We start from the raw sequence: 26,881 nt of genomic DNA, 5'->3' as shown, positions 1-26,881 counted from the left end.
AGTAAAAGTAAAAAATTATTTTTGGATTTTGAACTTTGAATGGAAAATAAAGTTTCCCTGACCAAGACCAGGGAGGATCAGGACTAAAAACTATGGCGACAACAAGACTCAAAAGCTTATATCAAGAGACCATCGTCCCCAAACTGATCAATCAGTTCCAGTACACTAACGTGCATCAAGTGCCGAAAGTGGTGAAAGTAACTGTGAACCGAGGTTTGGGAGAAGCGGCTCAAAATGCTAAAGCCTTAGAAGCATCCTTAAACGAAATTGCCGTGATCACTGGTCAAAAGCCAGTAGTAACACGGGCGAAAAAGGCGATCGCTGGCTTTAAAATCCGTCAGGGTATGCCAGTTGGCATCATGGTCACTCTGAGAGGAGAGAGGATGTATGCCTTCCTTGACCGATTAATTAGCCTCGCACTACCGAGAATTAGAGACTTCCGTGGCATCAGCCCTAAGAGCTTTGATGGTCGCGGTAACTATACTCTTGGTGTGAGAGAACAGTTAATTTTTCCAGAAATCGAGTACGACAGCATCGATCAAATTCGTGGTTTAGATATTTCCATTATCACCACAGCAAAAAACGACGAAGAGGGCCGCGCCTTACTCAAAGAATTGGGAATGCCCTTTCGCGATCAATAAGTTCATCTAAAGAGGGAACGATGGCGGCTAACGACACAATTGCAGATATGCTGACGCGCATCCGCAATGCCAATATGGCAAGGCATCAAACAACACAAGTGCCAGCCACAAAAATGACTCGCAGTATTGCTAGAGTACTTCAGGAAGAAGGCTTTATTGCTGAATTCTCTGAGGACGGAGAAGGTATAAAACGTAACTTGGTTATTTCCCTGAAATATAAGGGTAAAAATCATCAGCCCCTAATTACAGCTCTCAAACGAGTTAGTAAGCCTGGTTTGCGTGTTTACGCCAACAGAAAAGAATTACCAAGGGTACTGGGCGGTATTGGCATTGCCATTATTTCCACATCTGGTGGGATCATGACCGACCGCGAAGCACGGCGGCAGAACCTGGGTGGTGAAGTACTTTGCTACGTCTGGTAGTTGTCAAGAGTCAGCAGTCAACAGTGAGATAGTGCGTTCCTGTCGCCTTGCGTCGGAAAGCAACTATTGAACCCGCAAGGGTCAACAGTCAACAGACTATGGACTATTGACTATGAACTTTAGACAAATAACAAAGGATAAAAACTTATGTCTCGTATTGGTAAACGTCCAATTACTATCCCTACCAAAGTGCAAGTGACAATCGATGGCACAAAGGTTGTGGTGAAAGGCCCCAAAGGCGAACTGTCCAGGGATCTCCCCCCTAACGTTTTAGTTTCTCAAGAGGGAGAAATTTTGCAAGTCACCCGGCGGGATGAGACTCGCACATCTAGGCAATTACACGGTTTAAGCCGGACTTTGGTTGCCAACATGGTGGAAGGAGTGTCTCAAGGTTTTCAACGTCGGTTGGAAATCCAAGGTGTAGGTTATCGGGCGCAAGTGCAAGGGCGGAACCTCGTTTTAAATATGGGTTATAGCCATCAAGTCCAAATTGAACCACCCGAAGGCATTCAATTTGCAGTGGAAAATAACACTAACGTCATCGTCAGTGGCTATGACAAAGAAATAGTAGGTAACACAGCAGCCAAAATTCGTGCCGTTCGTCCACCAGAACCCTACAAAGGCAAAGGTATCCGCTATGCCGGTGAGGTGGTCAGACGTAAAGCTGGTAAGACTGGTAAGGGTGGTAAGAAATAAACATGAAACTTACTCGTAGAGAATCAAAACAGCGTCGTCGTAAACGCATTCGTGGTAAAGTTTTCGGTTCCTCAGACCGTCCACGTTTGGCTGTGTTCCGTTCTAATGAGCATATTTATGCTCAAATCATCGACGATACACAGCATCACACATTGGTCGCGGCATCGACTCTAGAGCCAGATTTGAAATCTACTTTAGCTTCTGGGGCTAACTGCGAAGCATCAGCACAAGTTGGCAAATTAATCGCCGCGCGATCGCTAGAAAAAGGCATCACGAAAGTCGTGTTTGATCGCGGTGGTAACTTATACCACGGTCGCATCAAAGCCTTAGCTGAAGCCGCACGCGAAGGTGGTTTAGATTTTTAAACAGTCAACAGTCCCAAGTCAAAAGTCAAAAGTAATTGACTATTGACTATTGACTACTGACTACTGACTATTGACAAACAGAGAAGAAGATTATGGCAACTGGTCGTCGTAAAGCTAACCGGACAAAAAAAGAAGAAACCAACTGGCAAGAGCGCGTCATTCAAATCCGACGAGTCAGCAAGGTGGTAAAAGGTGGGAAAAAACTCAGCTTCCGAGCGATCGTTGTTGTCGGTAACGAACGCGGTCAAGTTGGTGTAGGAGTAGGCAAAGCCTCTGATGTTATTGGCGCTGTGAAAAAAGGTGTCGCTGATGGTAAAAAGCACCTGATTGATATCCCCATCACCAAATCTAACTCCATTCCCCATCCCATTGATGGTGTCGGTGGCGGAGCTAAAGTAATTATGCGTCCAGCCGCACCCGGTACTGGGGTAATTGCTGGTGGTGCTGTGCGGACTGTCTTGGAATTAGCAGGAGTCCGTAACGTTTTAGCCAAACAACTTGGCTCTAACAACCCTCTGAATAATGCCAGAGCAGCCGTCAATGCCTTATCCACACTGCGTACCTTTGCTGAAGTCGCTGAGGACAGGGGTATTGCCATAGAAAAACTTTATATCTAAGTAGTCATGAGTTCAACTCACAACTGACTACTCACAAATTACACCCTGTAACTTTTAGCTTATGAGACTCAACGATGTTAAGCCCCAAAAAGGCTCAAAAAAACGCCGCCGCCGTGTAGGTAGAGGTATCTCGGCTGGTCAAGGTGCTAGTGCTGGTTTAGGGATGAGAGGTCAAAAATCTCGTTCTGGTAGCGGTACTAGACCGGGTTTTGAAGGTGGTCAGCAGCCATTGTACCGCCGCGTACCCAAGCTCAAGGGCTTTCCTGTAGTTAATCGGAAAATTTACACTACGATTAATGTAGAGAAGTTATCCTCTCTTCCTGCCAATACAGAAGTCACATTGGAATCTTTGAGAACAGCAGGTATTTTGACTGCTGTCAAGGGCCCATTGAAAATTTTAGGTAATGGGGAATTAGGGGTGGCGCTCAATGTCAAAGCGGCAGCTTTCACCGGACAAGCTCGGAGCAAAATTGAGGCCGCTGGAGGCAGTTGTCAAGTTTTAGAGTGAGAGCCACGACAGCGCACTTAAATGCCAGCCAACTTGCTTTCAGCGCCTGGTTCACGATAAAGGTAGCACTCTATGATCAGTCGAGATAAAGCCCCAACGGCTCAAGAAACTTTTATGCAGATGGCACAAGCAGCTGGCCTCAGAGGTAGGCTGCTTGTTACTGTCGGTATTTTAATTTTGGTTCGCCTGGGCATTTTTTTACCAGTACCAGGGATTGATAGAACTAGATTTGCCGAAGCCATTTCGGGCAATAATTCCATATTCGGTTTGTTGGATATATTTTCCGGGCGGGGTCTTTCCACTTTGGGGATCTTTGCTCTAGGGATTTTGCCCTTTATTAATGCGTCAATTATCATCCAATTGCTGACGGCAGCAATACCATCTTTAGAAAATTTACAAAAAAACGAGGGTGAAGCTGGTCGGCGGAAAATTTCCCAAATTACCCGCTATGTGTCCTTGGGTTGGGCCATTCTTCAGAGTGTGGCTTTTTCGGCTTTGTTCCTGCAACAATTTGCCTTAGAGCCAGGGCCAATATTTGTGGCAGAAACAGCGATCGCTCTCACGGCTGGTTCTATGTTTGTGATGTGGGCATCGGAACTGATCACAGAACGAGGTATTGGCAACGGTGCATCTTTGTTGATTTTTGTCAACATTGTCGCGTCCTTACCCAAATCCTTGGGTGACACCATTGACTTGGTGCAAGTAGGCGGTCGAGAAATCGTAGGTCGTGTGATCGTCCTAGTGCTGGTATTTCTCGCCACAATTGTCGGGATTGTTTTTGTTCAGGAAGGTATCAGACGCATTCCCATCATTTCGGCGCGTCGCCAAGTTGGTCGGCGGGTGTTAGCAGAGCAACGCAGCTACTTACCACTACGGCTGATTTCTGGTGGTGTCATGCCGATCATTTTTGCTGCTGCCATCCTGAGTTTGCCACTTTTGATTGCTAACTTCACCAAAAACCCAGAATTGGCGAACATCGTCAATACTTATTTAAGTCCTGGTGGTTCTGGTTCTTGGGTGTATGCCTTAGTCTACCTAATTTCTATTGTTTTCTTCAGCTACTTCTATTCTTCCTTGATTGTTAACCCCGTGGATGTAGCCCAGAACTTGAAGAAAATGGGTTCTAGCATCCCCGGTATTCGTCCAGGCAAGGCAACTAGTGAGTACATCGAACGAGTCATCAATCGCTTGACTTTTTTAGGAGCCGTCTTTTTGGGACTGGTGGCAATTATCCCCACCGCAGTGGAAAGGACTTTGAATGTACCGACTTTTAAAGGATTGGGTGCTACTTCATTGTTGATTCTGGTGGGTGTGGCGATTGAGACAGCCAAACAAGTCCAAACTTATGTTATTTCTCAGCGCTATGAAGGAATGGTGAAACAATAGTGACGCGACTAATCTTCTTGGGGCCACCGGGAGCAGGTAAAGGAACACAAGCTCAAATTTTGGCAGAACATTTGCATATTCCCCACATATCTACGGGAGAAATATTGCGCCAAGCCATGAAAGAGCAAACTCCTTTAGGAATCAAAGCTCAAAGCTATGTTGATAGCGGGGATTTGGTTCCTGACCAGTTAGTACAAGACTTGGTAGAGGAACGTTTGGGTCAACCAGATGCTAAGTCTGGCTGGATATTAGACGGTTTTCCTCGGAAAGTTACCCAAGCAGCTTTTTTAGAAGCATTGCTGGAAACAACTGGTCAAGGTGGTGAAAGAGTAGTCAACTTGGATGCACCTGATGATGTTGTGGTGACACGTCTACTCTCTAGAGGACGGAAAGACGATACGGAAGAGGTAATTCGTCGTCGCCTGGAAGTATACCGCAACGAAACAGCACCCTTAATTGATTACTATGGCGATCGCCAAAAACTTCTGACCATTAACGGTGATCAATCCCCAGAAGCAGTCACTCACGAATTGAAAGAAACTCTAGTTTCATAGTCTCGGTCAGGGGATAGGGAGACAAAGAGCCAACAGAGCAGGGAGATATCAGAAAACTCATGACTCACCACTCACTACTCCCCACTCCCTGCTTTAAATAAGATATATTAATAAACTGTTGATATATTTATCCAAATATGTTCTCTTGCAGATGAGTGCTGTAACTGAACAAAAAGCTGTTGAATTGAGGAAAAAACTTGTCTAAGCAAGATTTGATTGAAATGGAAGGCACAGTTACAGAATCTTTGCCTAACGCCATGTTTCGCGTTGATCTAGATAATGGCTTTAACGTTTTGGCACACATCTCCGGCAAGATTCGCCGTAACTATATTAAGATTTTGCCTGGCGATCGCGTCAAAGTAGAATTAACCCCCTACGACTTGACGAAAGGTCGCATCACCTACCGTTTGCGGAAAAAGTGAGTATATGTAAGGAAGTCTACCATAAAACAATTTATTTGGGTGTTGCCCATTTAATTAATTGCATAAAATTTCCTAAAAATGCTATAATTTAATATTTGGAGTCAATTGTAAAAGGCATGAAAGTTAGAGCCTCAGTCAAAAAAATCTGTGAAAAATGTAACGTGATTAAACGTCGCGGTCGCGTTATGGTAATTTGCGTCAATCCCAAGCACAAACAACGTCAGGGATAATCCTCCTCAACATTGAGAGTGCAGCCCCAGCAAATTCATCACTAGCAAAATTACAGGCGTATTGAACCGCCTTTTCAGTCAGCAACTGCGAAAACATAGGGAGAAATAGATTGTGGCACGGATAGCCGGAGTAGACCTTCCACGCGATAAGCGCGTTGAAATTGGTCTGACCTACATTTACGGAATTGGGTTATCGAGGTCGCAGGCAATCTTAGCGGCTACAGGAGTTAACCCAGACACTCGGATTAAAGACCTCAGCGATGCCGATATTACGGCTCTCCGGGGAGAAGTAGAAAGCAACTATCAAGTTGAAGGGGACTTACGACGTTTAGAGGCGATGAACATCAAGCGCCTCATTGACATTGGGACTTTTAGAGGTCGTCGTCATCGCATGGGCTTACCTGTCAGAGGGCAAAGAACTCGCACCAATGCTAGAACCCGCCGTGGGAGAAGACAAACAGTGGCTGGGAAGAAGAAAGCTCCCGGTAAATAATATTTTTCTGCTTGCTCTTAAGAGCAAGTTTTACCTGAGATTAACTGAAATAATATGGCGAGACAACCAACAAAAAAATCTGGGAGTAAGAAGCAGAAACGGAACGTTCCTAACGGAATGGCCTACATCCAGTCTACTTTCAACAATAGCATTGTCACCATCACCGATCAAAATGGCGATGTCATCTCCTGGGCCAGTGCTGGTTCTAGCGGTTTCAAAGGAGCGAAAAAAGGCACTCCCTTTGCAGCTCAAACCGCAGCTGAAAGCGCAGCCCGGCGAGCCATTGACCAAGGAATGCGGCAGATTGAGGTGATGGTTAGTGGCCCTGGAGCTGGTAGAGAAACCGCAATTCGGGCTTTGCAAGGTGCAGGACTGGAGATTACACTCATTCGGGATATTACCCCCATTCCTCATAATGGATGCCGTCCACCCAAGCGCCGCCGAGTTTAGACTCAAACTTTTGACCAGTGGGAAAAAGACGTTTCAGTTGATGGCGATCGCTATTTGGCAGTTTTGTGAACAAGCTACCAAAAGCAACAAACGGGAACGAAATAAAGCGTGTCAGCTCTTCCACGAGGGAGGGCTGCTATACTCCAAATCACCCAAATATAATGAATGTCCGTCAGCTCCATTGGGGCATTAAACTCCACTACCGCAAGATATTGGCAGTTTGATACACCTAAAGGTAGCCCAGGACAATAAAGTAAATTCCAAAGGCAATGATTTTGCCTGCTAGCAGCACCTTAAATAAGGGAGGCTACTCCGTGGCGCAGTTTCAAATTGAATGTGTAGAGTCTAATACAGAGGAAAGTCGGAATCATTACAGTAAGTTTATCTTAGAACCTCTAGAGCGCGGTCAAGGAACAACCGTTGGCAACGCACTCAGACGGGTTTTACTGTCTAACCTAGAAGGTACAGCAGTTACAGCCGTCAGAATTGCCGGGGTTTCTCACGAGTTTGCCACAGTTCCAGGTGTACGAGAAGATGTCCTAGAAATCCTCATGCGGATGAAGGAAGTAATTCTGAAAAGTTATTCTTCTCAACCCCAGATTGGCAGATTATTAGTCAACGGCCCAACCACAATCACCGCCGCACATTTTGATTTGCCTAGTGAAGTGGAAGTAATTGATCCTACTCAGTATGTTGCTACCATAGCTGAAGGCGGCAAACTGGAAATGGAATTTCGCATTGAGCGTGGCAAAGGCTATCGCACTGTCGAAAGAGGACGAGAAGAAGCCACATCTTTAGACTTTCTGCAAATTGACTCGGTATTTATGCCAGTCCGGAAAGTCAACTACAGCGTTGAAGAAGCCCGTGGAGATGGGTCGATTACCAAAGACAGACTCCTCATAGAAGTTTGGACAAATGGTAGTCTCTCTCCCCAAGAAGCACTATCTTCAGCCGCCGGCATTCTAGTAGAGCTATTCAATCCCCTGAAAGACATCTCACTAGAACCTACAGACACAAGCTCTGATATTCCAGACGATCCCACAGCGCAAATTCCCATTGAAGAGTTGCAGCTTTCTGTACGAGCATACAACTGTCTCAAACGGGCGCAAGTTAACTCTGTAGCGGACTTATTGGATTACACCCAAGAAGACTTGTTAGAAATTAAAAACTTCGGTCAGAAGTCAGCAGAAGAAGTCGTTGAAGCTTTACAACGACGTTTAGGCATTACCTTGCCACAAGAAAGAAGTTCTAAACACAATTAGAGCAAAACCGTTCATAGTTCACAATAGATTCCTATGCGTCACCGTTGTCGAGTCAAAAAACTGGGTAAACCAGCAGATCAACGTCGCGCCTTATTACGAGCGTTGACAACTGAGTTAGTCCGTCATGGGCGGATTACAACTACTTTAGTGCGAGCAAAAGTGCTGCGAAGTGAAGTAGAAAAAATGATTACCCTCGCCAAAGACGGCTCATTAGCATCCCGTCGAACAGCGCTAGGTTACATTTACGACAAACAACTAGTTCATGCTCTGTTTGAGCAAGCACCAACTAGGTATGCTAATCGTCAAGGTGGTTATACGCGCATTCTGCACACCATTCCTCGCCGAGGAGATAATGCGGAAATGGCGATAATTGAACTAGTGTAAGTAGGAGGCTAGGGAGCAGGGGAGCAGGGGAGCAGGGGAGAGAAGAAAAATCACAACTCAGCACTCATAACTCAGCACTCAGCACTCAAATTCTATGTTAGATAGCCACCAGCCTACAGAAACTCAGCGAGTAGCCTTAGTAATTCAATACCTGGGTACTGATTTTCACGGCTGGCAAAGACAAAAGCAGCACCGCACAGTCCAGGAAGAGATCGAAATAGCGATCGCCAAAATCCTCGGACATCATGTAACATTACATGGCGCTGGCCGCACTGATAGCGGCGTTCACGCGGCTGCTCAAGTGGCTCATTTTGATGCCACAGGAGCAATCCCAGCACACAAGTGGGCTTCAGTTCTTAATAGCTATCTACCAAAGGATATATTAATCAAAGCTTCAGCAGGTGTAGGCAACCGTTGGCACGCACGCTTTAGCGCCGCTTACCGACGGTATCGCTACACCATCTACACTGAAGATCGCCCAAACTTGTTCGTACAACCCTTCAGTTGGCATTATTATTATGCACCCCTGGATGAATCCCTCATCCAAGCTGCCCTCAAACCCCTCCTGGGAAAACATCACTTAGCTGCTTTTCACCGAGCAGGGTCAAAGCGATCGCATTCTTGGGTAGAGGTGCAAGCAGCAGAGTGTCATCGCAGTGGGCCGTTTATCCATATTGAAATTCAAGCAGATGGATTTTTATATGGCATGGTGCGACTGTTGGTAGGGATGCTAACACAGGTAGGTTCTGGGCAAAGAACTCTGGCTGAATTTACCGAACTCTGGCAACAGCAACGCCGAGAAGAAGTAAAACACGCTGCTCCCTCACAAGGTTTATGCCTGTTGCGGGTCGGCTATCCAGATTTTCCCTTTACACCCGATGTTTGGTATGACACCATGCCAAAGTTAGTTATTAATCAAGAGTCAATAGTCAAGGGTCAACAGTCAAATGCTTTGGCTATGGACTACGAAAAAAAGTGACAAAGGACAAATACAAATGAGTAAAACATACCTACCGCCTCAAGCATCCCTTGAGCATGATTGGTACATAGTAGATGCTACAGACCTCCGCCTGGGTCGCCTAGCCAGCGAAATTGCCATGATTTTAAGAGGCAAAAACAAGCCTCACTACACTCCCCACATGGATACAGGTGACTTCGTTATCGTTGTCAACGCCGAAAAAGTAGCAGTTACAGGTAAAAAACGTACCCAAAAACTCTACCGTCGTCACTCCGGTCGTCCTGGTGGGATGAAAACAGAAACCTTCGCTAAACTACAACAGCGTTTACCAGAAAGAATTCTCGAACACGCTATCAAAGGTATGTTGCCGAAAAATAGCTTAGGTAAACATTTGTTCACCAAACTGAAAGTTTACGCCGGGCCAACTCATCCCCATGCAGCCCAACAACCCAAAGAACTGAAAATTAATACAATTCCTGGAGCAGAAAGTTAATGGTAGTAGCAGAAGCAAATAGCGGGCGTGCTGTGTACTGGGGTACTGGTCGCCGTAAGTCAGCAGTGGCCAGAGTACGTTTAGTTCCTGGGACTGGTCAATTTACTGTCAATGGCAAGCCGGGAGATTTGTACTTCCAGTTCAACGCCAATTATCTGGGAGTCATCAAAGCTCCCCTAGAAACTCTGGGACTAGAAAACGAATACGACATTTTGGTCAAAGCAGAAGGCGGCGGTTTGACTGGACAAGCTGATTCTGTGCGCTTGGGAGTAGCCCGTGCTTTATGCCAACTAGACCCAGAAAATCGCCCTCCTTTAAAAGTGGAAGGTTACTTAACTCGTGATCCCAGGGCTAAAGAGCGCAAAAAATATGGTTTGCACAAAGCCCGCAAAGCACCCCAGTACTCGAAACGATAAGCTATTGGCGATCGGGGATTGGGGATTGGTTATGGGAAAATACTTTTGGATTGAGCAATCTAAAATTTTAAATTCCTAGTCGCCAGTTCCTAATACTCAGTCTCTAATGACAAGCAAAAAGTTATAATTTGTATAGATTCACCACAAAAGGAACAATGGCTAAACCTGATATTCATCCCAAGTGGTATCCAGACGCAAAAGTTTACTGCAATGGTCAAGTTGTGATGACCATTGGTTCTACCAAACCAGAATTACACGTAGACCTTTGGTCAGGAAACCACCCCTTCTACACTGGTACTCAGAAGATTATTGATACCGAAGGTCGCGTAGAGCGCTTCCTGCGGAAGTATGGTATGAGCAGTACTCAAAGTTCTGGCGAACAAAAGAAAAAGTAGCGGTTTGGCTCTGCTGTTAACGACGACCCTGCGTTTGCTGGGTCGATTGTCATTTAATGCCTGAGCCAACTAGTTATTTTTTTAAGGAGCGTCAAACTTATCATGGCTGAAACATACCTGCTGGAGAAACTTAAATCCGTTGAACAAACTTTTAATGAATTAACTCGTCGTCTCGCTGATCCTGATACAGCAAAGAACCCCGATGAGTATCAAACAATTGCTAAGTCTCGTTCTTCTTTAGAAGAAGTTGTGGATACTTACGAAACTTGGAAAATATCTCAAGAAGAATTAATCGGGGCGCGTCAGGTACTCAAAGAATCAAATACAGATCCAGAGTTGCAAGAAATGGCAGCGATGGAAGTGAATGAATTAGAAGAAAAAATTGCATATTTAGAGACTCGCTTAAAGGTGCTGTTATTACCTCGTGATCCTAATGATGACAAAAACATCATGTTGGAAATTCGCGCTGGTACTGGTGGTGATGAAGCGAGTATTTGGGCTGGAGATTTACTAAGAATGTATTCTCGCTACGCTGATACTCAAGGTTGGCGAGTGAAATTAGTCAGCGAATCTTTGGGTGAAATGGGTGGCTTCAAGGAAGTAATTCTGGAAATTCAAGGTGAGAGCGTTTACAGTAAGCTGAAGTTTGAAGCCGGAGTACATCGCGTACAGCGTGTACCAGCAACAGAAGCTGGGGGACGGGTACATACATCTACAGCCACAATCGCTATTATGCCGGAAGTGGATGAGGTGGAAATTCACATTGACCCGAAAGATATTGAAATGACTACAGCTCGTTCTGGTGGTGCAGGTGGACAAAACGTCAACAAGGTGGAAACAGCAGTTGACTTGATGCACAAACCCACAGGAATCAGAATTTTCTGTACAGAAGAACGTAGCCAGTTACAAAACAAAGAACGGGCGATGCAAATTTTGCGGGCGAAACTTTATGAAATCAAGCTGCGCGAACAACAAGAAGAAGTGACTTCCATGAGGCGATCGCAAGTTGGTACAGGATCGCGATCAGAAAAAATTCGCACTTACAATTATAAAGATAATCGCGTCACCGATCACCGTTTGGGGCAAAATTTTGCGCTTAACCCTGCACTGGAAGGAGAGATAGAAGCATTAATCCAATCTTGTATTTCTCAAGACCAGCAGGAACGTTTAGCAGAGTTAGCTGCTTCTGGTGCTAGCAACTAAATATTCACTGTTAAATAACTGAAAAACCAGCTTGTTGTGCTATTTTTTTGAACACACACAGGCTGTTTTTTATGAAGTGTAGATTGATATAATTTTCGAGAAATTGATGGCTTGGGGTTAATTATAAAAATACAGGTTGACTCAAAGGAGCGGTAGAAACGAAATTTGTTACAATCAAAGCCTAAAAATATTAGAAATAGGAGTATAAAACTATGCCATTAATCAAAATACCAAAAAATTACGTTCTATATCAAGATGAAGATTCAATTACAGTAGATATACCAGAGTCAATGCTATTAAACTGGCAAAAAGACTATGAAAAAATTTCTCAAGCTAAAGGTATTTTAAAGCACAAAAAAGCAGCAATGCTGGCTCACTTAAATAATTTGCGTCAGGAATGGGACGCATGAAATATCTTTATGATACAAATATTTTTATTTACTATCTTGCTGATGAGCCAATAGTTAGTGCATGGTTTACAGAAAAATTTCTGAATTTACATGAGATTCTATTTTCACCGATTATTCGGATTGAATTACTGAGTTTTGCAGGTTTATTAAAGGAAGAAGAGCAAGCAATTGAAGATTTACTGTCACAGTTTAACTCAGTTCCATTATTACAAGAAATTGAAAATCAGACAATTAAATTAAAACGAAATTATAAGATTAAACTTCCTGATGCAATTATTGCAGCTACAGCACTATATAAAGACGCATTTTTAGTAACACGAAATGTTCAGGATTTTCAAGAAATTGCTGAATTAAAGATAGAAAATCCTTTCGTTAACTAAGACTTGAATTAGATGTACAAACCAGATTCCCGATTTCTTCAAGAAGTCGGAGATATTAGACTATAAGTTATTTATCCCAAATTTTACTCATGGCAACCTAGTATAAATTATCCTAAGATGGTTGCATCAAATTTTAACAGGTTTAGCAATGTCGCTACGTAATGAACCTTTAGATTGGCAAGTTGAATCTGACGAAACTTATGTGCCTGTTTACCATAAGGGTGATTTAGTTGGTTTCTTTAAACAAGAATATGCTAATCAAATTACTCAATCTTTGAATGAAGATGAGGTTTTAAAAAAAGCACTGAGAATTGCTTGCACTGATTTACTCAAAAAAACAGGTGGCGACAGCAGTAAAGTTAACAATTTAATTAAAAAATATATAAAAATTAGTGAACGTCCGAAGTTTGGTAGTAGAGCGATCGCACTTTTACTCAATGAAAGACAGAAGGAACTTGATTTGAGCGATCAAGAGTTTAGTAAATTCTGCGATACCTTTAAAGTCTCTCCCACAGAATTGAATAATATCTATGCTGGTGCATCTATTGATGATAATTTATTATTACCACTTACCCGCATATTGGGAATTACAAAAGAGCGATTATTGGAAGTAAGAGATGGGGCAAAGGTGGTAAGCGATCAATGAGCAACAAATTTGATTTTATGCAAAAAAGTGAAAACAGATAGTATTTTTTATCGCCTGTTTCAAGAATTTCCCGATATCTTGTTTGAACTGATTGGGAATTCTGCTGATATGGCTATTGCTTACCAATTTTCATCCATTGAAATCAAACAAACAGCATTTAGAGGGTGTTTGAAAAGTTTCAGTAGGTATAAAAATGTCATTCTTCCTTACGCGAAGCGTAAGGAAGAATCTAGGTTTTGTGGCACATACCGAGATGTTTCATTCCGCTACGCTGCATTCAACATGACAAAGAAACAGACTTTTCAAACGTCCTCTTAGAATTGATGGTGTGTTTCCATAGTTGAAAGTGAGCAGCCAATATATTTTGTCGAAGTACAATTTCAAGCAGATGCAAGTATTTACTCACGACTGTTTGCTGAAATCTGCTGAATACAAATAATTTCTCCTCTGCTCCTTTGCCCCTCCGCTTCCTCGCTTGCCTAAATGTATCAACCTTAAAATGAAACGCTATTAGTGCCGGAATTTTGTAAATAATTTGTTAGATTAGCTAGATTTCACGCTCTTAGAGTGAACTATAGCATCATCAGTAATATCAGCATCTGCGAATGCTAAAACTATGACCACAAGATGTTTATTACCATTAATCGCCGCAACTCTGATTAGTAGCGTTTCTCTGATTGCTGAAGCACGTCAGCCCAAACGCCCGACTTTACCAACTAAAGCGGCAGTGTCTCAAAAAAAACCCATAGTTGCTCAACCAGTACAACCAAAATGGCAGCTATTCACTGCCCCAGATGGACGTTTTTCTGTGTTGATGCCTGGAAAACCTAAACAGGATACCCAAGTTCAAAAAACTTACATGGGGGAAATTGATTTAGAGGTATTCTTAGCCCAACCACCAAAACAGGAAGTAGCTTATCTAGTGGTTGCCAATGAATTTCCTCATAGTTATGGGCAAATGACTAGCCCCCAAGAAATCTTAAATAACGTGCAGTATATGGCGTTAAAAACTACCCAAAGTAATTTAATTAGTCAGCGTAGTATTCGCAGCTCCAATGGTCATCCAGGGAAAGAAATTGCCTATATCAACGCTGGGGGTAAAATTACTAGAAGTAGGATTTATGTTGCAGATGGAAGATTATATCAAGTAATGGCGATAACCACTAAAAAACAGCAAAAGAATTTAGCTAAAACCATTACAGGATATCTCAATTCTTTTCAGTTAGTCTTGAAGAAGTGAGACAGTTTTAGGGGTTTAGGGGTGGAATAAAAAGGAGTCAGAATACAAAGTACTCTACCCATAAAGGAATAGAGTTTCAAGGCGAGAATATTTTCATTTTTTGGACGTAGTACGGTTTTAAACCAAGATTCACCCACCAGTCAGACTCCAATTCATGCTGAATTCTGACTCCTGACTCCTGAATTCTGTTTGATAAAACTCAAATAGTCAAGAGATTTTAACTTTGTTCCCTGTCCCCTGTTCCCTGCCATAGCTACTTATTCCTTAGAATAATCAAAGCATTTGTTTTATTTTTTCAACTGGCCGAAAACTTCTATGAATCCGCAGGAAAGTGATACTAAACAAGCCTCTCATCAGTCAAAAACATGGCGTGGTTGGCAGGAAAATTTAACGCTGATAGCGATCGCTTTATGTTTAGCGCTATTGATTCGGACTTTTATCGCCGAACCCCGCTACATACCTTCTGAGTCGATGGTTCCTACTTTATATGAAGGCGATCGCCTGGTGGTAGAAAAAGTCTCTTACCATTTTCAGCCACCCACAACTGGAGATATTGTCGTTTTTCAGCCACCCACAGAACTTCAACGACGAGGCTACCCCAAAGACCAAGCTTTCATCAAACGAGTCATTGGCACACCCGGCGAAGTCGTCAGCGTTGCTAATGGTAGAGTTTACCTCAATGGGCAGCCATTACTAGAAGACTACATCGCTGAACCACCCAATCAACCCTTTTTACCAGTGAAAGTCCCAGAAAACCAGTTTTTTGTCATGGGAGACAACCGCAACAATAGTAACGACTCTCGCTACTGGGGCTTTTTACCCAAAGAAAACATCATCGGTAGAGCAGTATTCCGCTTCTGGCCTCTTGAGCGTGTGGGGACAATTTAGGGGAGTGAGGGAGTGAGGGAGTGCTGAGTGCTGAGTGCTGAGTGCTGAGTGCTGACTATTGACTATTGACCATTGACTATTGACCATTGACTATTGACTATTGACCAATGACTAATGACCATTGACTAACGATATGATGGGATGGTAGCTTGTTGTGCTTTCCGAGGGTGCTATCTCGTGTTATCTACACTGCGTGCTGACTTTCGTATCATATTTGAACGTGACCCGGCTGCTCGTAACCTGTTGGAGGTCTTGTTTTGTTACCCAGGTTTGCAAGCTCTGCTTTTCCATCGGGTAGCAAACTGGCTGTATCGTCTGGGTCTTCCGTTTATCCCTCGCTTGATTTCTCACATTGCCCGGTTTTTAACAGGTATTGAAATTCACCCTGGTGCAACAATCGGACAGGGTGTATTTATCGATCATGGTATGGGTGTCGTTATTGGTGAAACGGCGATCGTTGGTGATTATGCGCTGATTTATCAAGGTGTTACCCTGGGGGGGACTGGTAAAGAAAGTGGTAAGCGCCACCCTACTTTAGGTGAAAATGTTGTTGTTGGTGCTGGTGCTAAGGTACTGGGAAATATTGAAATCGGTAGTAATGTGCGGATTGGTGCGGGTTCTGTTGTTCTCAGGGATGTACCCTCAAATTGCACGGTTGTGGGTATCCCTGGTCGCATTGTCTACCGTTCAGGAGCGCGAGTTGCACCCCTAGAACATAATAATTTACCAGATTCGGAAGCTGAAGTAATTCGAGCTTTGGTAGACCGCATTGAATCAATGGAACAACAAATACAAGCTTTACAAAATCGCCAATCTTCACACAACCCTGCTTTAATGGTTGCTGCACCCTCGCAGGAAAGTGATCTACCCAAGGAAACACAATGGTGCAACCTCAGAGATAAGGCTATTCAAGAGTTTCTCGATGGTGCGGGTATTTAGCTAATCTGGGTTATCAAACAGAATTCAGGAGTCAGGAGTCAGAATAAAGCCATGAATTTTGTACGACTGGTGAGGCAGTTGCAATCTTGGCGGTTTCCGTCGATTGCAAACTGCCGAACCCGGAGGGCGAATGAATTATCCGTTTCGGAAAGGGAGAAGTTCATCGAACTAATGTTAAGTTAAACAAGTTGTTCTGGCACAGTATACTTGTTCATGGTTCAAAATATGACATTCTGCCCAGCAGACCTATTAGAGTAGATTATGTCAATTCCAGAGTTAACTCAAAAGCTTCTCACTGCCAAAAAAATCAAAGGAATAAGCTTTGCAGATTTAGAACAAGTTTTAGGGCGTGATGAAGTCTGGATTGCGGCTTTATTTTATCGTCAAGCAACTGCTTCCCTGGAGGAAGCCGAGAAACTTGCACAGTTGTTGGATCTCAATTCTGAAGACGTTGCTGAACTGACAAGTTATCCCACTAAAGGTTTAGGCGCTGTTGTCCCTACCGATCCCTTGATTTACCGCTTCTACGAAATCATGCAGGTATACGGTATGCCGATGAAAGAAATTATCCAAGAAAAATTCGGCGACGGGATTATGAGTGCAATTGATTTTACTTTGGACATTGACAAAGTGGAAGATCCCAAAGGCGATCGCGTCAAAGTCACCATGAATGGTAAGTTTTTGCCATACAAGAAGTGGTGAGGGAATAGTCAATGGTCAATAGTCAATGGTCAATGGTCAATAGTCATTAGTCATTAGTCAATGGCTATTGGTCATCACTCAGTACTCTTTACTCAGCACGGGCTAAACGCCCCGCTTCCGCTAACAGCACTTCCTCACTCAGCACATATTCACTCTCTGCTTCTTAAGGATTAACTTCTCTACAAAACCACTGTTGATTTTCATCAAGTTGATAAATGCTGCGATTTTGTGGTTCGCCTCGCAACTCTAAATGATCAACTTGTATGGGATCAAGTAATAGCAAGCAAAAGTTTGACACTGGTTGCAAAGAGTCTGGTGCTGGGTGTGTAAAGGCTGCTGGTGCTGTATCTCTTTGTTTACCAGGATGAGGCCAGGCAAATTGTAGGCGTGCAGAATCGCTGAGTTCTTGCCACATAGCAATCCGGGCTGGTTGGAGATGGGGCTGGGATTCATCGCTTGTGACTAAGTTTAAATGACCAGTGAGGCGAAATTGTTCTCTTGTCTTGGGAAAGTACCAGCACGCCTCTGCCCAGGGTTGTTGCTGTATCTGGTCTACTTTATCACTACGGGCATCAGTAACAAATTTTAACTGGTTAGTATCAGCTAAAAAGCCCCGAAATACTACAGTCCGGTTGGCAGGATGACCGTTGGCTTTGACTGTTGCTAGTTGGAGGTAACGAGCATAAACTAGACTGCGGTTGCGATGGAGGGCGTGGGCGATCGCACTTCGCCAAGGAGCTAAAAACATGATAATTCGTAATACTCGCTAAAGGCAAGAAGCTAGTTACGTGATTGATAATTTGTGATTTATATCACTTTTTTTCTGGAGTGAATTAAGTTTTATTGCTGCTATGCAATTGTCGATGGATAACAAAGTCAGAGATTGAGGAATCTGAGTCTTTTATACACATTACTTATAGCTCAAATTTGTTATTTGAATTTCTATCTAGTTCACGCTAAATTTGCTCATATCCCATCACCTTTACAGAGTAATACTGTTAATAATTGCGACTCAGTATATAATTTTTCTGTGTAGAAAAAGATATTATACACTATAAATTTGTGTGGCAATTTTAACGGTGATGGCATAGCGTAAAGTGGATATTTTGGCAATCTTTTATCCTCAATCTACTTGGCGTATAGTCATAATCTGTTAGCAAGAACAAGACTTGATTTATGGTTCGAGAGCTTGAAAGAAAACGTCAGAGTGCAAGGTTTCCAGAGACAGCCCCAGCTGCTAATCCTGTATTTTTTAGAACCTATAGCCGTCGTACAGAAGCGGGTTTAAGAGAAACATGGGATGAGGTATGCGATCGCACCCTCCGAGATTTAATTGAGTTAGGTAAACTCACTTCCGAAGAAGTAGCCATTTTAGAAAAGACACAGCGTAACCTCACCGCCTTACCCAGTGGACGTTGGTTGTGGGTTGGTGGCACAGATTGGATCAATAAATCAAAAAACTTTTCGGGTGCGTACAACTGCACATCAACCAACCTCAAGGACTGGCAAGCCTTTGGGTTGATGATGAATTTAGCAATGATGGGCTGTGGTACGGGAGCCGTGATCGAACCACAATACATTAATCAGCTACCTCCCATCCGCAATCATCTAAATGTCACTGTTACAGGAGAACTTGGTGCTACTCCCAAACACCTACGTCGTGAATATACACAAACCGATATAGAAGGCAACAAAGTTACTATCCACGTCGGAGATAGTCGTGAAGGTTGGGTTGGTTCTTATCAAAGCCTGTTGGAACTCTCCACCGATGAAAGATTTACAGACGAAGTGCAGGTAATCGTTGATGTAAGTGATGTTCGTCAAGCCAGGGAAACCCTCAAAGGCTTTGGTGGCGTTGCTAACCCGGTGAAGCTACCGGGACTATATCAACGTTGTGCGGACATTCTCAACAAGGCTGTAGGCAGACAATTAAATTCGGTCGAGTGTTGCTTGTTAATTGATGAAGGTGCTGTAACAATTGTTGCAGGCAATATCAGAAGAAGTGCGGGTATTCGTCAGTTTACCTCTGATGATCAATTGGGAGCAGCAGCCAAAGATAACCTCTGGCAACAAGACAGCAATGGTAACTGGCGCATAGATCCTGAGCGTGATGCTTTGCGGATGGCAAACCATACAAGAGTGTTTCATCGCAAGCCCACACTAGAAGAATGTATTGATGCTGTACGTAAACAATATTACAGTGGCGAAGGGGCGATTCAGTGGGCAGGTGAAGCTGTAGCCAGGGCTAATTGTGATTTGCTAACCACACAAGATTTAAAAGTTGATTTCTTGAAAGCTTACTCACAAGGAACAGCTAAAGAGTGGTTGCAAGCACGCCATCCTCATCTTGATGCTAATGAAATAGAGCATCGCTTGGCTCGATATGCGCTTAATCCTTGTGTTACTGCTGATACTTGGATTCACACTGAACAAGGCGCACAACAAGTTAAAGACTTGATTGGCAAACAGTTGAGTGTATATGTCAATGGGGAATTGTTCAGTACTACAACTGATGGCTTTTGGTTTACTGGAGTGAAACCTATTTTTAAAGTTCTCACTCAAGAAGGCTATGAATTGCGTTTGACTGGCAATCATCAGCTACTCAAAGTGACTGCCCAAACTCAGAATAAGCAATACACTGATTGGGTAGAAACTCAAGATTTGCAACCTGGGGACTATATCTTGGTTCATAACCATCGTGGAGTACAACCTTGGGATAGTTTTGGTACTTTTGATGAGGGTTGGTTAATTGGTAATTTAATTGGTGATGGCAGCATTGCATCAACACAATGGGGAAAAACTGCCTATCTAAGATATTGGCAAGATAGCCAAGAGGAGATGGGAAGATATGCAGTTGCGTCACTCAAAAATGCTGTAAATTTTTCCAGTTCTACAGACTCTGGTTGCTACCATCAACAGCTAAAACACCGGGTTATTAACTCATCAGGCTTGGCTAAATTGGCAGATGATTATGGTGTCACTTTAAAACACAAAATGCCAACAGAAAAAATTGAGCAAGCCAGCTATGAATTTTACCGTGGTTTCTTACGTGGTTTGTTTGATGCTGATGGCAGTGTCCAAGGTAATCAACAAAAAGGTGTTAGTGTCAGACTAGCGCAGAGTAGTCTTGAATCTTTGAAGATTGTTCAAAGAATGTTGGCAAGATTGGGGATTATTTCCACGATTTATCAAGAGCGTCGTCCTGAAGGCGATCGCCATCTGCCTGATAGTAATCGGGAATTAGCATTGTATGCTTGTAAAGCACAGCATGAGCTTGTGATCTCTAATGATAATCTCTATTATTTTCAACAAATTGTAGGATTTCAAGAGCCACAAAAAGCGATACGCTTACAAGAATTACTATCTGGGTACAGGCGAAAACTCAATAGTGAGAGATTTGCTGTTAAAGTTAAGCAAATTGTATCTGATGGTTTTGAAGCTGTTTATGACTGTACTGTACCAGGAGCTTCTCAGTTTGATGCTAATGGCATCGTTGCTCACAATTGTGGTGAAATAATTGGCTCTGACTTCCATTGTGTGAGTGGTGATACCTTGCTCATCACTAAAGATGGCATACACAAAATCAAAGATGTTATCGGCAGTGAAATTGAAATTTGGAATGGTCAAAAATGGAGCCAAGTAACACCTTTTAAAACTGGTAGCGAACGCAAGCTGTATCGAGTCAGATTTGCAGATGGTACTTACTTGGATGCAACCGAATATCATCGCTTCTTTGTTAAAGATAGATTTGCTCAAGAATACAAAGAAGTGCAAACTAAGGATTTGATGGATGTTAGTAGATATGCCATTCATACTGAGCCTTTTACTATTCAGTATGAAGATGGATTAGATATCAATCCTAGTTATGCCTATACTTTGGGGATAGCTGTAGGAGATGGAACTACAGATAAAAATGGTCATGCCAAAATTAGACTCTATGAACACAAAGCAGCTTTATCTGTAATCGGTAGTAAGTCTCCTGAAAGAAATTATGACTACTTACCGACTTTTACAGATGTCACAGACTTAGGTTTTTCTGGAGAATTTTTAAAGAGTTTAAAAACAAATCCAGAGGGGCTAAATGTAATTGCTAGCTGGAATCGCCAAGCAATTTTGCACTTTATTGCTGGTTTAGCAGATACAGACGGCACAAATACACATAGCAATGGCATTAGGATTTACATCTCTGATTACGAACGTGCATATCGAGTGCAGTTATTACTAACTAAATGCGGTATCCGTTCTTCTGTAAATCTTTGCGCTCATCAAGGATCAGTAACTAATTATGGTGTTCGCACTCAAGACTTGTATTACTTGCAAATAACTGACTGTGGGCAAATTCCTTGCCAGCGTTTGGATGTAAGCAAAGGCTGTGATGCCAAATACAAAGGTAAATGGCAAATAGTCAGAGGGGTGGAAGAATTACTAGGTTTACACGATACTTATTGCTTCAACGAACCAGAACATCATAAAGGAGTATTTGGTAACACCCTAACAGGTAACTGCAATCTATCAGAGGTTCATCTCAATCAAATTGACCCATTTGATCACAAAGAACAAGAGGAGGCTTTCACGGCTGGAGCTTTATCTGTAGCGACACTTTTAAATCATCAATTCCAAGAACCACGTTATCAATATAGTCGGGAATTAGACCCAATTGTGGGGGTTTCTTTTACTGGTTTATTTGATTTCTTTGTTCATGCTTTTGGTGTGGACTGGCTGCGCTGGTGGGCAGAGGGAAGACCTGCGACACCACAAGGGTTAGCATTTAAACATCAGGAAGCCGAATATCTCAGTTCTTGGCGAGATATTGTCCATCGGGTTGTGGCTGATTATTGCGATCGCCATCATATCAAACGCCCGAATCGTTGCACTACAGTCCAACCCAGTGGCACAAAATCACTATTAACTGGTGCAAGTCCCGGATGGCATCCCCCCAAGGCGCAAAGGTTTATCCGCCGCATTACTTTCCGCAAAAATGATCCCGTGGCGTTGGCTTGTATCGACTATGGCTATAACGTCATTCCCTCTCAATCAGATAAGGATGAACAAGGTAATTTGCTCAACGATCCTTTTGATCCCCGTGTGAGTGAATGGTTGGTGGAAATTCCTGTGGCTGTGCCTTGGGCTGATATCCCAGGGGCTGATACAATTGATATCAGCAAATTTGGTGCGATCGCTCAGATGGATTTCTATATGCAGGTGCAGAAGTTCTATGTCACTCACAACACCTCTGCAACCATCGAGCTACGAGAACACGAAGTCGAAGCTTTAGGCAATTTGATCTGGCAAGCTATTGAGCATGACGAAGGCTACATTAGTGCGGCACTTCTAGCCAGATTTGATGATCATCAAACTTTCCCTCGTTTGCCTTTCGAGCCAATCTCCAAAGAGGAGTATGAGCAGATGATGCAAGCAGTCAGTCTCCGTTCTAAAACCGATGATTTTTACGCAGTCTTAAGTCGCTATGATTTCGGTGAATTAATGGAAGTAGGCCCAGCAGGTTGTGACTCTGATAAGTGCATGATGCCTGAACAAAGCCCCACATAATTTCCGCAAATTTCAGGAGTCAAAATATTATGACTTCTGAATTTTTCTCACATCATCACCAAAGTCATCTGTAGAATGCTCTCAACCCAAAGCGAATTTACACGTTACGATTAATTAAGAATTAATACTTTTTGCAACAGTATCAGGAGTTTTTAATGTTCATTGATGAATTGTCACCAATATTTAAACAACTCACCCAACACCCAATATCGTTTTTGGGTGGATTTGCCTCTGGTGTCCTCAAGCTTAACTTAGCAGATGACCCAGTTAAAAGCTGGCTAGATCAGCAAATAGGTACTAATTACTCTTCCCCAGCGACTGAAGCGCACAATGGCAAAGCCACCGGCCCCCAATCAATATCCATTGATTAATAGAAAATAACGTAGAGACGTAGCAGTAGAGACGTAGCATTGCTACGTCTCTACAAAGATTCTCGGTAACGCTATTGTAGGTGTATTTTAATTTTTTTGGACGTAGTACGGTTTTAAACCAATATTCATTACCCAGTCACACAGAATTTATACTGAATTCTGGCTCCTGACGCCTGAATTCTGTTCAGTAAATTCAGGCGATAATAGCTTCTATTTTCCAGACAACAAATTTATGACAACCGAAACTAATATTACAGATTTATCTAGCTTAGAATATATTCCTTATATTGATGATGATGGTCAATTACCCGAATATCTTCAAGGAAAAATAGGAGTATATGCCATCTTTAATCAAGAGAAAATATTACAATTTGTCGGATATTCTCGTGATGTTTATCTAAGTCTCAGACAACATTTAGTCCGGCAACCACAACAATGTTATTGGCTAAAAGTACAAACTATTGATCGCCCGAATCGTACAGTTTTAGAAAACATTGAAAAAGCTTGGATAGCTGAAAATAGTGATATTCCGCCAGGAAACGGAGAACTTAAAGAAAAATGGACGCAACCCATAGACGCTAAAGCAGAAATGACTGTAGAAGAACAAACAAATTATCAAAATCCGATCCATGATGATCTGGCACAAATTAAAATTATCAAAAATGTCGCCAGACGAGTAGAAGCAGAAATTTTAGCAGCTTTAGAATTACGTGGTTTGAAAACCCAGTTGCGTTTCCATCCTAAATTAAAAGAAGAAGGATTACTAGATTTGAAATAAAACTATAGTAATCCGATTTAATTTCTGAATCACTCATAGAGGTAAGGGACTGGGGAACTCGGGGCCCCCTCTGGGGATAAGGGGCAATGGGGACTGGGAAGAAAGAATAAAGGTGTACTGAGTTTTGTATGCGTAAGCGCAGGCTACGCATACAAAAATCAAGTATGAGTCCTATAGGAACTTCTACTAGTTTGGGGATGTAAGGATCAGGTGTTGAGAATTAAACTCACTCAACCACCACCGCCACCACCGCCACCACCACCACCACCACCACCGCCACCACCACCACCACCGCCACCACCACCGTCGAAATAGCTATAGCTACTGCCACTGCTGTAATAGCTAGTTCTATTTCTACGGAAAATCCTACTCAAGAAGATAACAAGCAAAAATGGCAAACACATCAACATCAATAGGACGATACTAAGAGACCAAAACGATGAATTTTGCCATTGAGGAGTTGTGAGATTAGTACCTGCGCGGTTAAAGGTGACTTGAACTTCTAACTCATTCTGTGGTTGGATGGGTGCTTGTGCTAAAAACTCAATAGTTCGGCTATTCACTTGGCGGATGTTTGCGGTTACGCCGTAGCTCCGGAAATCTTTGATACCAGTAGCAAATACCTCTGGAAGTTCTACTGTAACTTTTGCTTGCTTGACAGGAGCTAGGCGATCGCTAAAAATAGCTTTCCAGTATACTTGTGCATCATCACTATTCACGTGTAACCCACCGATAACACGGTATTTCAACACAAAAGTATGACTCTCTGGTGGTTTGATCTGATGTTCCCAGCGAATCCAGAGTTGATTATTTTCAATACCTGTTGTAATCGGCAGAACTTGACCATTTTCTGATACTGAAACTTCTGTAATTTCGTCTACTTTATCTAGAGGAATATAGCGATAACGTTGATTTTTATAGTCTCCAGTAAATGTATATTTCTGGGTTTCAGTCACTAACATATCACCGTTAGTTTGGACAGCCAGATCAACATTAATAAAATCCCAATAAAATGGTGGTGATTGTGCCGTGGCATGATTGATAGTAAGACCCAGACTCAGAAATAAAGCAACGCAAAACAGACACAATCTTTGAATGATTTTAGTCCACATAATTTCTACTATCCTGATATATTGCCAGAATTACTTGTATGAAAGTCCAGAAAAAGCAAGTTTCACATCCCAACATGAAAGATGCTTTTTCCCCACACCCTCTTTTAGAGATTGTTTGAAAAGTTTTGGGCGATTAGAAATCGCCACTACACAAACAAAGTCCACCTCCGTGGACTAACACAAAATCAAGTATTTCAAACCTGCGGAGGCAGGTTTCGTCTGTGTAGCCGCGATTTATAATCGCCGGGGCTGGTATTAATTTAGACTTTTCAAACACCCTCCTTTAAATCAGCAGGTTGCTCAAGAATTATTTTTAATATCATCGATTGAGCAGGAGTATTCTAGTTAAGTTTCAGTTCACTGCCTGACTGATCTAAAATTGAGCTTGACGAATTTGATACACTTTCCCACTAATGCCCAATGCCTAGCCTCAAACTCTCGCAGACTGGACTGGAAATAGTTAAACAAGCTCGTAAGGAAAGAGGCTGGACGATTGATAACCCATCTTGGTTAGAGGCAGCTAGTCAAATTATTGAACCTGAGCTTAACTGGGAAAATGCGGAAGTATTTGCAGCAGGCGTATCTTTACCAACATGGAAGCGTTTTCTGCGAGGCGATGGCATTGATGCTTCGGTATTTAAAGCCTTCTGTCAAGTTTTGGATTTGAATTGGTCAGAAGTCATTGAACGTACCTTCAACTCACCCCTAGCTAGCACAACTCAAATTCCCCATATTCCTTTGTTTTTTGGACGAGGTTACGAGCTGGCGACACTCACCCAGGCGGTTGAAGGTGGAACTCGCCTAGTAGCGATTACAGGAATTGGTGGTATTGGGAAAACGGCTGTAGCTGCTAAACTGGCTCAAACTTTGCAAGGGCGATTTCAACAAACTTTGTGGTTTTCGTTTCATATCACACCACCAGCGACAAATGCACCCCTAACCTTACCACCGCAAACCTTGCTAGTTTTTGATGGTTGGGATGGAATTTTAGGAGGCGATGTCTACGACGGACTACGGCAACGGGCTGGGCAATATCGTTTAGGATATGAACCATACGCCGAATTTCTGCGGACAGTGGTACAGACGGCTCACACTAGTTGCGTAATTTTGACGAGTCGAGAACAACCAGAAGGATTAAATACCTGGAGAGGCGCTGCGGGTGTAGTAATTTTCCCCCTCGGTGGACTTATGGAGGGTGCTATTGAGCTTTTGCAGCATCATCAACTTACCTTCGATGCTCAACAGTGGGTGACATTGGTAAACCAATATGGCGGTAATCCATTGTTTCTCAATATGGCAGCTAATTTCATTCACGAACTATTTGCTGGGGATGTGGGAGAATTTTTAGCCTCTGGAACTATAGTAGCTGGTGAATTTGAGCCGCTTGTCAGGCAATGGTTGCAGCATATTTCCTCTGTGGAACAAATCCTCATCAAGTTTTTGGCAACCAAAGCACAAGGATTCACTCGTGAAGAAATTCTCTCATACCTGGGAAGTGATGTTGCCAATGGGGATATTTTTGCGGCACTCTTATCCTTAAAACGCAGAGCATTGTTAGAAACTATCAAAGATGGTGAGCAGGAACGCTTTTTTTTACAACCTGTGATTCTCAAATGTGTACAGCGCTTGTTTAGGTAGAAAGTCAATAGTCAATAGTCATTAGTCATTAGTCATTAGTCAATAGTCATTAGTCATTAGTCATTAGTCATTAGCATTTATTCTTCTCCCCTGCCTCCCCTACCTCCCCTGCTCACCAGCTCTTAGGAATGTAAATATCAAGAAATGTAAACAATATTCTCTAGAAATTTGAGGAGACATAGCTTGTGCTGCAAATTACGCCGAAAGCAAAAAACTTTGGTTGTATTTCTACCTGCAAAGGTCTGATTCCTGTATAATTTATAGCGATTATTTGCTCGGATTGTATATCATTTCCAGCATAAATCAGCTTTTAAGACTTTTTGTAGTTGATG

32 protein-coding genes and 2 pseudogenes are annotated in these 26,881 nt (G+C 42.8%); 32 read left to right on the top strand and 2 right to left on the bottom strand.

Translation table 11 applies throughout. The annotated features are described in order from the left end of the window. The first annotated feature begins 92 nt into the window (after nt 1-92). From rplE to cynS, 28 genes and pseudogenes are all read left to right on the top strand, one after another. Nucleotides 93-641, top strand: a complete 549-nt coding sequence (rplE, locus tag FD725_RS08635; RefSeq protein WP_179047740.1) for a 50S ribosomal protein L5 — start codon at nt 93-95, stop codon at nt 639-641. 20 nt (nt 642-661) lie between these two features. After that, the gene (rpsH, locus tag FD725_RS08630; protein WP_179047739.1) at nt 662-1,063 is read left to right on the top strand and encodes a 30S ribosomal protein S8; all 402 of its coding nucleotides are present in this window, start codon (nt 662-664) and stop codon (nt 1,061-1,063) included. A gap of 147 nt (nt 1,064-1,210) precedes the next feature. Further along, on the top strand, nt 1,211-1,759 hold the full coding sequence (rplF, locus tag FD725_RS08625) for a 50S ribosomal protein L6 (protein WP_179047738.1): 549 nt from the start codon (nt 1,211-1,213) through the stop codon (nt 1,757-1,759). Between the two features lie 2 nt (nt 1,760-1,761). Continuing rightward, on the top strand, nt 1,762-2,124 hold the full coding sequence (gene rplR, locus FD725_RS08620; protein ID WP_179047737.1) for a 50S ribosomal protein L18: 363 nt from the start codon (nt 1,762-1,764) through the stop codon (nt 2,122-2,124). Nucleotides 2,125-2,216: 92 nt separating this feature from the next. Then, nucleotides 2,217-2,741, top strand: a complete 525-nt coding sequence (gene rpsE / locus FD725_RS08615; protein WP_179047736.1) for a 30S ribosomal protein S5 — start codon at nt 2,217-2,219, stop codon at nt 2,739-2,741. Between the two features lie 61 nt (nt 2,742-2,802). Continuing rightward, nucleotides 2,803-3,249: a 50S ribosomal protein L15 gene (gene rplO / locus FD725_RS08610; protein WP_179047735.1), complete on the top strand. Its 447-nt coding sequence runs from the start codon at nt 2,803-2,805 to the stop codon at nt 3,247-3,249. A gap of 72 nt (nt 3,250-3,321) precedes the next feature. Then, on the top strand, nt 3,322-4,635 hold the full coding sequence (secY, locus tag FD725_RS08605; RefSeq protein WP_179047734.1) for a preprotein translocase subunit SecY: 1,314 nt from the start codon (nt 3,322-3,324) through the stop codon (nt 4,633-4,635). Next, nucleotides 4,635-5,189 carry an adenylate kinase gene (locus tag FD725_RS08600; RefSeq protein ID WP_179047733.1) on the top strand — a complete coding sequence of 185 codons (555 nt, stop codon included), beginning with the start codon at nt 4,635-4,637 and terminating at the stop codon, nt 5,187-5,189. The genes secY and FD725_RS08600 overlap by 1 nt, the downstream gene beginning before the upstream one ends. A gap of 197 nt (nt 5,190-5,386) precedes the next feature. Beyond that, nucleotides 5,387-5,611: a translation initiation factor IF-1 gene (gene infA, locus FD725_RS08595; RefSeq protein ID WP_006276978.1), complete on the top strand. Its 225-nt coding sequence runs from the start codon at nt 5,387-5,389 to the stop codon at nt 5,609-5,611. 116 nt (nt 5,612-5,727) lie between these two features. Then, nucleotides 5,728-5,841, top strand: coding sequence for a 50S ribosomal protein L36 (gene rpmJ / locus FD725_RS08590; RefSeq protein ID WP_015129703.1), 114 nt, complete (start codon nt 5,728-5,730; stop codon nt 5,839-5,841). 112 nt (nt 5,842-5,953) lie between these two features. Continuing rightward, a complete protein-coding gene (gene rpsM, locus FD725_RS08585) occupies nt 5,954-6,334 on the top strand; it encodes a 30S ribosomal protein S13 (protein WP_179047732.1) in 381 nt (126 codons plus the stop codon). Between the two features lie 54 nt (nt 6,335-6,388). Continuing rightward, nucleotides 6,389-6,784 carry a 30S ribosomal protein S11 gene (rpsK, locus tag FD725_RS08580; RefSeq protein ID WP_010998331.1) on the top strand — a complete coding sequence of 132 codons (396 nt, stop codon included), beginning with the start codon at nt 6,389-6,391 and terminating at the stop codon, nt 6,782-6,784. A 314-nt stretch (nt 6,785-7,098) separates the two neighbouring features. Next, a complete protein-coding gene (locus FD725_RS08575) occupies nt 7,099-8,046 on the top strand; it encodes a DNA-directed RNA polymerase subunit alpha (protein WP_179051480.1) in 948 nt (315 codons plus the stop codon). Nucleotides 8,047-8,079: 33 nt separating this feature from the next. Further along, entirely contained in the window at nt 8,080-8,430 is a 351-nt protein-coding gene (gene rplQ, locus FD725_RS08570) for a 50S ribosomal protein L17 (protein WP_179047731.1), read from the top strand. Nucleotides 8,431-8,524: 94 nt separating this feature from the next. Then, nucleotides 8,525-9,409: a tRNA pseudouridine(38-40) synthase TruA gene (truA, locus tag FD725_RS08565; protein WP_179047730.1), complete on the top strand. Its 885-nt coding sequence runs from the start codon at nt 8,525-8,527 to the stop codon at nt 9,407-9,409. A gap of 16 nt (nt 9,410-9,425) precedes the next feature. After that, nucleotides 9,426-9,881, top strand: a complete 456-nt coding sequence (gene rplM / locus FD725_RS08560; protein ID WP_179047729.1) for a 50S ribosomal protein L13 — start codon at nt 9,426-9,428, stop codon at nt 9,879-9,881. After that, entirely contained in the window at nt 9,881-10,297 is a 417-nt protein-coding gene (gene rpsI / locus FD725_RS08555) for a 30S ribosomal protein S9 (RefSeq protein WP_179047728.1), read from the top strand. The genes rplM and rpsI overlap by 1 nt, the downstream gene beginning before the upstream one ends. A gap of 155 nt (nt 10,298-10,452) precedes the next feature. Beyond that, nucleotides 10,453-10,692, top strand: a complete 240-nt coding sequence (gene rpmE / locus FD725_RS08550) for a 50S ribosomal protein L31 (RefSeq protein ID WP_179047727.1) — start codon at nt 10,453-10,455, stop codon at nt 10,690-10,692. Nucleotides 10,693-10,794: 102 nt separating this feature from the next. Further along, nucleotides 10,795-11,895: a peptide chain release factor 1 gene (gene prfA / locus FD725_RS08545; protein ID WP_179047726.1), complete on the top strand. Its 1,101-nt coding sequence runs from the start codon at nt 10,795-10,797 to the stop codon at nt 11,893-11,895. A gap of 212 nt (nt 11,896-12,107) precedes the next feature. Then, nucleotides 12,108-12,305, top strand: coding sequence for a hypothetical protein (locus FD725_RS08540; protein ID WP_179047725.1), 198 nt, complete (start codon nt 12,108-12,110; stop codon nt 12,303-12,305). Then, the gene (locus tag FD725_RS08535) at nt 12,302-12,685 is read left to right on the top strand and encodes a type II toxin-antitoxin system VapC family toxin (protein ID WP_179047724.1); all 384 of its coding nucleotides are present in this window, start codon (nt 12,302-12,304) and stop codon (nt 12,683-12,685) included. The genes FD725_RS08540 and FD725_RS08535 overlap by 4 nt, the downstream gene beginning before the upstream one ends. Before the next feature lie 148 nt (nt 12,686-12,833). After that, nucleotides 12,834-13,331 (top strand): hypothetical protein, encoded by a 498-nt coding sequence (locus tag FD725_RS08530; RefSeq protein ID WP_179047723.1) that lies wholly within the window; start codon nt 12,834-12,836, stop codon nt 13,329-13,331. A 27-nt stretch (nt 13,332-13,358) separates the two neighbouring features. Then, nucleotides 13,359-13,490 (top strand): annotated as a pseudogene (locus tag FD725_RS08525) (DUF2887 domain-containing protein); the annotation flags it as partial. Nucleotides 13,491-13,647: 157 nt separating this feature from the next. Continuing rightward, nucleotides 13,648-13,754, top strand: a pseudogene (locus tag FD725_RS08520) (DUF2887 domain-containing protein); the annotation flags it as partial. 193 nt (nt 13,755-13,947) lie between these two features. After that, nucleotides 13,948-14,571 carry a hypothetical protein gene (locus FD725_RS08515; RefSeq protein ID WP_179047722.1) on the top strand — a complete coding sequence of 208 codons (624 nt, stop codon included), beginning with the start codon at nt 13,948-13,950 and terminating at the stop codon, nt 14,569-14,571. A gap of 315 nt (nt 14,572-14,886) precedes the next feature. Then, nucleotides 14,887-15,459, top strand: a complete 573-nt coding sequence (gene lepB, locus FD725_RS08510; RefSeq protein WP_179047721.1) for a signal peptidase I — start codon at nt 14,887-14,889, stop codon at nt 15,457-15,459. Between the two features lie 177 nt (nt 15,460-15,636). Beyond that, a complete protein-coding gene (gene cysE / locus FD725_RS08505) occupies nt 15,637-16,398 on the top strand; it encodes a serine O-acetyltransferase (RefSeq protein ID WP_179047720.1) in 762 nt (253 codons plus the stop codon). Nucleotides 16,399-16,659: 261 nt separating this feature from the next. Next, nucleotides 16,660-17,100, top strand: a complete 441-nt coding sequence (gene cynS / locus FD725_RS08500; protein WP_179047719.1) for a cyanase — start codon at nt 16,660-16,662, stop codon at nt 17,098-17,100. A 163-nt stretch (nt 17,101-17,263) separates the two neighbouring features. On the opposite strand, the gene FD725_RS08495 is transcribed toward cynS, so the two are convergent. Then, nucleotides 17,264-17,848 (bottom strand): Npun_F5749 family FMN-dependent PPOX-type flavoprotein, encoded by a 585-nt coding sequence (locus FD725_RS08495; protein WP_179047718.1) that lies wholly within the window; start codon nt 17,846-17,848, stop codon nt 17,264-17,266. Nucleotides 17,849-18,276: 428 nt separating this feature from the next. Between FD725_RS08495 and nrdJ the strand changes: the two genes are divergently transcribed. The 3 genes from nrdJ to FD725_RS08480 all read left to right on the top strand — a co-directional run bounded on the left by nrdJ (nt 18,277) and on the right by FD725_RS08480 (nt 23,799). Continuing rightward, nucleotides 18,277-22,650, top strand: coding sequence for a ribonucleoside-triphosphate reductase, adenosylcobalamin-dependent (gene nrdJ / locus FD725_RS08490; protein ID WP_179047717.1), 4,374 nt, complete (start codon nt 18,277-18,279; stop codon nt 22,648-22,650). A gap of 155 nt (nt 22,651-22,805) precedes the next feature. After that, the gene (locus FD725_RS08485) at nt 22,806-23,021 is read left to right on the top strand and encodes a hypothetical protein (RefSeq protein ID WP_179047716.1); all 216 of its coding nucleotides are present in this window, start codon (nt 22,806-22,808) and stop codon (nt 23,019-23,021) included. 232 nt (nt 23,022-23,253) lie between these two features. Continuing rightward, nucleotides 23,254-23,799: a GIY-YIG nuclease family protein gene (locus FD725_RS08480; RefSeq protein ID WP_179047715.1), complete on the top strand. Its 546-nt coding sequence runs from the start codon at nt 23,254-23,256 to the stop codon at nt 23,797-23,799. A gap of 230 nt (nt 23,800-24,029) precedes the next feature. Here FD725_RS08480 and FD725_RS08475 read toward each other — a convergent pair whose 3' ends face one another. Then, nucleotides 24,030-24,911, bottom strand: a complete 882-nt coding sequence (locus FD725_RS08475; protein WP_179047714.1) for a DUF2207 domain-containing protein — start codon at nt 24,909-24,911, stop codon at nt 24,030-24,032. A gap of 420 nt (nt 24,912-25,331) precedes the next feature. Between FD725_RS08475 and FD725_RS08470 the strand changes: the two genes are divergently transcribed. Further along, complete coding sequence (locus FD725_RS08470; protein WP_179047713.1) at nt 25,332-26,549, top strand: ATP-binding protein; 1,218 nt, start codon at nt 25,332-25,334, stop codon at nt 26,547-26,549. The last annotated feature ends 332 nt before the right edge of the window (nt 26,550-26,881 follow it).

Origin of the sequence: Nostoc sp. TCL26-01 (genome assembly GCF_013393945.1) — a bacterium.
Taxonomy (GTDB): Bacteria; Cyanobacteriota; Cyanobacteriia; order Cyanobacteriales; family Nostocaceae; genus Trichormus.
Note: the sequence above shows the minus strand (reverse complement) of the source record. Positions and strands in the feature narration are given on the sequence as shown.